9 protein-coding genes are annotated in these 7,520 nt (G+C 60.8%); 1 reads left to right on the top strand and 8 read right to left on the bottom strand.

Annotation, left to right across the window (positions count from 1 at the left end; translation table 11 throughout):
* Nucleotides 1-328: 328 nt before the first annotated feature.
* The 3 genes from VNH11_05850 to VNH11_05860 form a co-directional block, all read right to left on the bottom strand.
* On the bottom strand, nucleotides 329-1,669 hold the full coding sequence (locus tag VNH11_05850; GenBank protein ID HVA45893.1) for a hypothetical protein: 1,341 nt from the start codon (nucleotides 1,667-1,669) through the stop codon (nucleotides 329-331).
* A 99-nt stretch (nucleotides 1,670-1,768) separates the two neighbouring features.
* Complete coding sequence (locus VNH11_05855) at nucleotides 1,769-5,170, bottom strand: protein kinase (GenBank protein HVA45894.1); 3,402 nt, start codon at nucleotides 5,168-5,170, stop codon at nucleotides 1,769-1,771.
* Nucleotides 5,167-5,766 (bottom strand): sigma-70 family RNA polymerase sigma factor, encoded by a 600-nt coding sequence (locus tag VNH11_05860; protein ID HVA45895.1) that lies wholly within the window; start codon nucleotides 5,764-5,766, stop codon nucleotides 5,167-5,169. Before VNH11_05860 ends, VNH11_05855 begins: the two co-directional genes overlap by 4 nt.
* 75 nt (nucleotides 5,767-5,841) lie before the next feature.
* On the opposite strand from VNH11_05860, the gene VNH11_05865 reads away from it, so the two are divergent.
* Entirely contained in the window at nucleotides 5,842-6,006 is a 165-nt protein-coding gene (locus VNH11_05865) for a hypothetical protein (GenBank protein HVA45896.1), read from the top strand.
* Between the two features lie 87 nt (nucleotides 6,007-6,093).
* Here VNH11_05865 and VNH11_05870 read toward each other — a convergent pair whose 3' ends face one another.
* The 5 genes from VNH11_05870 to VNH11_05890 form a co-directional block, all read right to left on the bottom strand.
* A complete protein-coding gene (locus tag VNH11_05870) occupies nucleotides 6,094-6,252 on the bottom strand; it encodes a hypothetical protein (GenBank protein HVA45897.1) in 159 nt (52 codons plus the stop codon).
* On the bottom strand, nucleotides 6,233-6,607 hold the full coding sequence (locus tag VNH11_05875) for a hypothetical protein (GenBank protein ID HVA45898.1): 375 nt from the start codon (nucleotides 6,605-6,607) through the stop codon (nucleotides 6,233-6,235). The genes VNH11_05870 and VNH11_05875 overlap by 20 nt, the downstream gene beginning before the upstream one ends.
* Nucleotides 6,604-6,864, bottom strand: coding sequence for a hypothetical protein (locus VNH11_05880; protein HVA45899.1), 261 nt, complete (start codon nucleotides 6,862-6,864; stop codon nucleotides 6,604-6,606). The genes VNH11_05875 and VNH11_05880 overlap by 4 nt, the downstream gene beginning before the upstream one ends.
* The gene (locus VNH11_05885) at nucleotides 6,861-7,061 is read right to left on the bottom strand and encodes a hypothetical protein (GenBank protein ID HVA45900.1); all 201 of its coding nucleotides are present in this window, start codon (nucleotides 7,059-7,061) and stop codon (nucleotides 6,861-6,863) included. The genes VNH11_05880 and VNH11_05885 overlap by 4 nt, the downstream gene beginning before the upstream one ends.
* Nucleotides 7,062-7,192: 131 nt before the next feature.
* Nucleotides 7,193-7,366, bottom strand: coding sequence for a hypothetical protein (locus VNH11_05890; protein HVA45901.1), 174 nt, complete (start codon nucleotides 7,364-7,366; stop codon nucleotides 7,193-7,195).
* Between the last annotated feature and the right edge of the window lie 154 nt (nucleotides 7,367-7,520).

The raw sequence follows: 7,520 nt of genomic DNA on the forward strand, positions 1-7,520 counted from the left end.
TCTCTGCCGAAGCGACGCGCGAGTGAGGACGAGGAGTTGCGGGATCAAGCGGCGATGGTGGCTTGCTCGCCACAGGCGGCGCAGGCGTGTCTTGCGCGTCACTCCAACCTGGCACAACTCACCAGAGCAACAATCCAATCAATGCCCTTCCCAGTAAAGGAACGCGACGCAAAGTACTTTCTTGCCGGATCATGATTAATCTCCTCTCTAAACGTTGTCGAACAACATTGCCCATGGCCGCGATGCGGTCGCGGCGCCGTAGACATTCTTCTGTGAGTGTTGCGAGATTTCAATGTCGATACGGATGTTCCAGCCTGCGATGAAATTGCTAATTGCTGGCGATCACGAGCGGTCGCCGGAGAATCTCCATGCCTCGCTCGTCCTGGATTACCATCCGATATTCGCCCGGCTTCAAAAGCAACTTTGGCCGTGGTTCTCCAGGCATCAAAAGCGCCTGATCGAAAGGGATAGCATCGTCGCTCTCATGCTGAATAAACGCTTGGACCAGCATTCGAACCGATTCGGCGCGGACCTCGTCTGGAATGGAAACAGCTACCCTCCCCGTGGCGGTCACCAGCCAATCGGGACGGCCTTCGATGATCTTGGTCGGCGGGTGAAGCACCTGCATGTCGACTGAACCGGCAACGGAACCGGTGACATCGAAGGCGCCATCCCCATGCCTGAGGACGACAGGACGATCCAGCCAACCATTTTTGACGGCTTGCCGCCATTGAGGCGTGGCCAGAGTCGCATCGCCCCTTTCCGTATGCAGCGTTTGGTCGATCGTCAGCGGGTCGCTACCCGTTGCGCGCGCCAGACGGGCCGCCAGCCAGACGATCTCTCGTCCGTCCTTGGCCTTCTCGGGGCGCTCCATGGCATGGCTGTAGCCGACATGCACAATCACTCGTGCATCAGGTTCTTTGGAAAAGAGCCGGTTCGTCAAGTTGCGACATTGCTCCGTTTCGCGTGAGTTGATGTCATCAACCTGGTCAGCGAGTGACGTACCGCTGGTATCTTCGTACGCGATGGGTGTGAGCCCCAGTGCCAAAGCCTCGCGAATGACGTCGCCGAACACAGGTTCGTTCATGTAACCGCCAGTTCCACGGGTCGCGTAACCGCGCGTCTTCAATTCCTGCACATCGTCCTCCACCAACGCCTCCGCAGCGTAGTATTTATACCCTTGAGCGCGAAGCTTTGGCAACAGTCGCAGGATGAAGGCGCGGTGCTGTGGTACATGATGTGCTTCGTTCACGATGACGATGCGGTGATCTCGCGCCTGCTCGGCAATGGCATCCAGCGCAGACACGCACACGACCGATTCCGAAAAAGGAACCGCCTTCTGAGGCGGCTTGCGGGTGAGAGTGTCCATCGCCTGATGTGCTCCACGCCAATCACCCACGCACGAGCGGAGCACGGCCAATTGCTGTTGAAGCAATGGGTCCTTGTCTCTCTCTGACTCCAGCACAATCAGGCCGGTCAGCGGTTTGCCTTCCCCAACCAACTCGTCAGCCTGCTCGCAGAGACGCAGTGTCGTGCCTGGCAGTTCTTGCGCGACGCACACTTTCAGAGAGTGCGTCAGAAACAGAATTACGGCGATGCGTACCGCGATCACTCCACTCGCCGCGTTCGATCGACTCTGGTTTCGCTTGATTCGACGCCCAAGTTTCATCGACCGATCTCCTTGTGAAGTGTGCGGGCCCTCCTTGCGGCCAGGATAGTGCGCTCAGCGGGCGATGCGCTGCGCGCAAGTTTGGCCGTTTAATCTATTCTAAGGTGATGACCACGCCCATTTTGGCTCGTGCGTATCCAGGTCGATCACTCTAATCTGGCCGCTCCAGCCGCCAAACGCCAGCCGTTTGCCGTCGGGCGAAATCGCCACGCCGAAAACCAGGTCATTGGCCCCATCGAGCGTCTCCGCAAGTTTTGGGTGTGCGAAGTCGGCGAAGTCCCACAGGCGCACCGAGCCGTCCATGCCGCAACTGGCGAGCAGCTTGCCTCCCGGCGCGAAGCACAAATCGGTGACGCTTCCCTGCTTGTGTCCCTCAAGCCGACCGACTTCCTTGCCGCTCTCGACCTCAAAGATCCGAATCGTCGCGTCAGCACAGCCGGTGAGGACATGCTTGCCGTCCTCGGTGAAGACGACTCCGTTGACGTCGGCCGGGTGCTGCAGACGGTGCAAGACCTCGTAGTTGTCCATATCGAGCAGATGCGCGACACGGTCCTGGCCGCACATGCACAAAGTTTTTCCGTCCGGTGAAATCGCCATGCCCCACACCTTGCGATGAAGCTTCCAGCTATGCAACGGCTTCTTCGACGGCACATCGAAAACGCGCACGGAGCCGTCCCCCACCGCGGCGACCAGGACTCGGCGCTGCTCGTCGGGCAAGAACTGCAACACTTCGACGTTGCGTGGCAACTTTATTTCATCCGTGCGCTTGCCCGACTGCGCGTCGTAAAAAGAAATCATTCCGCCGTAATCGCCGGAGACGAAGTATTCGCCTTTCGGCGCCCACGCGACCGTCCTCACTCCGCGCTGCGTCGGAATCACGAACTTTGCTTCACCCGTTTGTGCATCCCAGACCCGGACTTCGCCTCCCTCGTTGGCGTCCCAATGGCCGTGGGCAGTGGCCAGCCATTTTCCGTCGGGCGAGTAACGAGGAAACCAGGCAAGCCGCACGACCTTCCGGTCTTGCCGCGCACCCGTCCGATCCTCAGCGCCGGCCTTTTTGTCTTCCGGCACGACTTCGATGATGCACGCGCGGTCGGCGGCCAACCATTTACGGACGGCAGCAGCGGCCGCTTCGGGCGACACCGCCTTCATTCTCGTCCGGAGCTGATCGAAGTCGCCGGCCACGATCTCCATCCTCAGCCGCTGCAACTCGATATTGCCCCGGGCGGTCGTGCGGCTGACGTCGGGCGGCAACTCAACCTTATCCAAATCTGTCTGAAAAAACTCGTCGAGCTCGTTCGAGTAGGAACGCAATTCCATTTCGTCGAGTCCGCCCGGTTGACCCAGGCGGTCCATCTCGGCGGCGACGAGTTTCCTCCAAGCGTCGAAGCTCTCCTCGGTCGGCGCCTCGCAGTCGATGACCAGGAGGCGATCGAAATCGTCATGCACTTCTGGCAAGGTTCCCAAGGCCGCACGGTCGGGAGAGTTGAACAACCGCCTTTCCAGCACGCCCGCGACGAGATGGAGAGCCGGATAATCGGGATCGTCGGCCGGCGGAAGCGGCCAGGACATGAACCAATGCCGCATGGGCACGTCCCATCGCACGCGCCGCTTACCGGGCGTCAGCCCCGGCCGCGATGGCAGTGGATCCTTCGCTTTGGCCAGCGGTCCGAAGCGATCTTCGATCGCTTGACGTGTCTGGGCGACGTCGAAATCCCCGATGACGATAAGAACCGCCGAATCGATGCGGAAGCAACGATCATGGAAGCCGCGCACGTCCTCGACCCCGAAGTTCTTCATTTGTCGCCGCAGTGGAACTTCGGTTTGGGCGTGGAACGCTGCCTGTGCAAAGGGGACCAGGGCAAGATTTCCCCAATGTTCGACTTCAAACAACACACTGGGGATCTCCCGCTCGAGCGTCGCGGCGGAGTAGTTCATGTTGCCGAGGATGGCCGCCTCAATGGCCAGCGCCAGGGGCAGTTCGTCGCGCGTGCAATCATCCAGGTCGAAACGCATGAATTCGCCCAAGTTCACGGCACTCAGCTTGCTTTCCGCGTACCACTGCTTGACCTTTTCGGCAAGCCGTGCGTCACCCACATCGAAAACCGTGGCATGCTCCGTTATTTGCGACAAAAGCGCCTGGCCCTTGCCCTCATTCAGTATGCCCGCACGCACGGCCAACGACAGCGCAACCTTGCCTGGATCGCGTTCGGGCACTAGCCGCACGCGCAAGCCGTTCGGTAGCACAAATGAAGTTGGTCCGGCCTCGGGCGATTGCCCAAGAAACATTCCCAATAAGGCGAAACCTAATGTTGCGAGCACTGCGATCACTCCCTTCCTGAATGAGTAGAAATTGCGCGGACGACCAGTAGTTTGAGGTGCGAGCGACGCGGGCAAAGGCGCGACCGACGGTTGTTGCAAATGAGCCAGACACTGCTCGAGCAGGTCGCTCACCTCCTGCGCCGAGTCAAAGCGGGGTGCGGGATCCTTTTGCAACAATCGATCGACAAGGGCACTGAACCACGGCGGCAGCTCACGATTGAGCGAGGCCATCGGCTGGGGCGCGTCATCAACCACTCGCCGCAGGGTGGCGATGGTTGAGTCGGCGCGGAAAGGCGAAACGCCCGTCGCCATTTCGTAGAGGACGCAGCCCAGACTGAACAGATCGGAACGGCCGTCGAGCGGTTCGCCTCGTGCCTGCTCGGGCGACATGTACTGGGGAGTGCCGGCGATGATGCCCCATCGCGTGAGGGCAACGTCATCCGCGGCGCACGCCAGGCCGAAATCAGTGAGTAGTGCCCGTTCCACTCCCTTTTCCAACAGGATGTTGGCCGGTTTCACATCTCGATGAACCAGTCCCTGTTCGTGTGCCGCGGCCAGGCCCGCCGCCGCCTGCATGCCGATGCGTAGAACTTCCGTGAGCTCCAATGTCCCTTTCGCGGCCAGCCGCTGGGCGAGTGATTCTCCGCCAACCAGAGGCATCACCAAGAACGGCAATCGTCCGCCTGCTTGCACCTGGTAAATCGCCATCACATTGGGATGTACGACAGCCGCCGCCGCTTGAGCCTCGCGTGAGAACCGCTTCTTGGCCAACGAGCTGCAGGCCAGGTGTGGCGACAGAACCTTGATTGCCACGGAGCGCTTCAGATCGGGGTCGAAACCCTTCAACACCACTCCCATGCCGCCCCGGCCGATGATCTTCAGCACCTCGTAGCCACCTAACCGACCAAGCATATTCGGCCCGTTAGCGGGCTCGAGGAATTCCACGGCGAAGTCCGCTTCAGACCATTCGTCGCCAGCGGTCAGCGCGCCATCCAGTTCGTCATTGGCAAGCATCGCCGCGGCTTCATGACACCAACTTGCGCCGCCGGCCATTCGTTCCAAGGCCGCGCTGCACTCCTCGCAGGCTTCCAGGTGGCGATGCAGCAACACCTCATCGCACTCCGACAGCTTTCCCGCCAGCACCGATTGCAAAAGGTCGATCGAACAGGAAGACGTCATACCGTTTCCTCCAGTTCGTTCACCTTGGCACGCAAGCGGGCCAGCACGCGACACTTGGCGACTCGAATTGCCCCCAAGGTCATCCCCAGTTTCCCGGCCGCGTCGGCGGGAGACTTTCCGGCGATGCTGGTCTCCCAGAAGGCCGCCCATGTCGCGGGGCGGACTTCGGCGCGTACCTGTTCGGCCGCGCGCTGAAACATCGCCCGCCGCAATTCGTAGTCGAACTCGGCGCTCGCCGGCTCTTCCGCCGCGGGCAGCATGTCGAGCATGGCCAGCATATCGGAACCACCGGTTCCGACGACGCGCCGGTCGCGATGTTTGAACCAGTTGATCACCAGGTTGCGAGTCACCCGCCGCAGCCATCCGCGGAACGATCCTCGCTCTCTTGCCGGATCCCAGCGATCGATATTGCCACTGACGGCCAGAAACAGCTCCTGCATGATCTCCCGCGCGTCGGCGTCTTGGAGCCCGTGCCTCCGAAGCAATCGATAAACCACTGGCTCATACAGGTTTACGAACTCAAGCCAAGCCCGGTGATCTTGTGGATCACGCAGTCGGAGCAACAAGCTGGAGCGTGTGGAAGGGGTTGCGGTCATCGTCACATCCTATGATAAATACACAACGGATTATCGTTGGCGTTACACGGGAGGCAAAAAATCCGGGTTTAGCGCATGCAATCGACCTTTGGTTCCAGATGGCCCTCAGATGCGGAATATCGCAGCGGTGACTTCGCCCTGGCCGACGCCGCGCTCATTTCCGTGGCAACTGGCACCCAGAACAACAGCGACTTGACTGGCACGGCAGCGTTCCTTCGTGCCATGAGCCTGTTCCAGTAAGGCAAAAAGGACGACGCCCGACTGGACGGCTATCGAACCTTTTCTGGCCGGAGTACAGACGCGGCAATCGGCAATTGGGTGAGTCTTTCAAATCGTCGCGCCGGCGCCGGCCTCGACTGCCGCTTTCACTTTCTCGATGAACACCGGCCAGCGCGGGTCCGATTCCAGGCCCATGAGATTGATGAGGCTGCGCCCAACGGGCAACCATGCCAGGAAGAGATCACGCTCAACCAACGCCTGTTCCACGCGCGGCGAAGGCCAGATCATTTTCTCCCAGGGCGGCATGAAGATGAGACAGGAAATATGGACTTGTGGGGGCTGGGACCGTGCGCTCGGTCAGTTCGCGTTGAATCTGCCGCGCTTGGCCTACCTGCGCGGAGAGCGCCAGTGCCTGACCCAGTGTGGATAAGAACATGGGCAACCGTCCGGAAAGCTCAACGGCCCGGTGCAGTTCCACGAGCGCCGCCTCGCGATCTCCCAGGAACCAGTATGCCCGGCCCAACTGCCAGTGAGCGAAGGCAAAATTCGGGTCGAGCTCGAGAGAGCGGCGCAGCGGCGGCAGCGCCTCGGCGAACGATTTCAGGGAGTTATTATCCATCATGCGTCGGCCAGCAGGCGCTCGTATTCATCGTGAGGGCCAATCCAAAACCAGATCAATCCATCCGCCGCCTCGGCCGCCAAAGCCCGATAGCCCGAAGCTGCCCGCACCGACCACAGCCGTCCGACCTTCTTGAAGTGCAGAGACGGATGCCGAGGGTTCTGCCGCAACAGTGCATAATGGCGATCGGCCACTCGCTGCACCGCCTCCGGCAGACGAGCATAGCATTCCCAAAAGTCGGCGGTGGTGTGGTGATTCAAAGCGGGCGAGTCCGTCCGGCTCGGTGGTCGTCCAGCGCCTTGTCGATCATCTCGTCGAGTCGGCCGTCGCGCTCGTCGCGCTCGATCTGTTCGTCCCAAAGCCGCTCGCTGAACTCCATTAACCACGCCCGGACCCGGGCGACATCATCGGCGGGGAGCTGCTCGATTGCGGCGGTGATCTCCTCGACTGTGCTCATCGGTGCTTACGAAGTGAGGGTGAAACGCTCTAAACCAGCGTATCACCCGCGCGTCTCGTCGGCAACCGCGAGACACCGATGTTCGTCGCAGATGTGTTGTTGCTTGATTGTCGGCCGCTCAAGTGAGTCTTTCAGATCGTCGCGCCAGCACCGGCCTCGACGGCCGCTTTCACTTTCTCGATGAACACCGGCCAGCGTGGGTCCGATTCCAAGCTCACGAGCTCCATGTGGTTGCGCCGAACCGGGCACCACGCCAGGAAGGGCTCACGCTCGATCAACGCCTGTTCCAGGGCGGCGAAGGCCAAGTCATTTTCTTCCAGGCCGGCATGGAGATGGGCCGCCCAACTGCACCTCCAGCGCGGCGACGATGGCGCGGCTGATGTCGTCCTGGATGTCGAACACGTCCTTCATCTCGCGGTCGTAGCGCTCGCTCCAGAGATGGAAGCCGTCGCGCACCTT

This window comes from Pirellulales bacterium, assembly GCA_035533075.1.
GTDB lineage: Bacteria > Planctomycetota > Planctomycetia > Pirellulales > JAICIG01 > DASSFG01.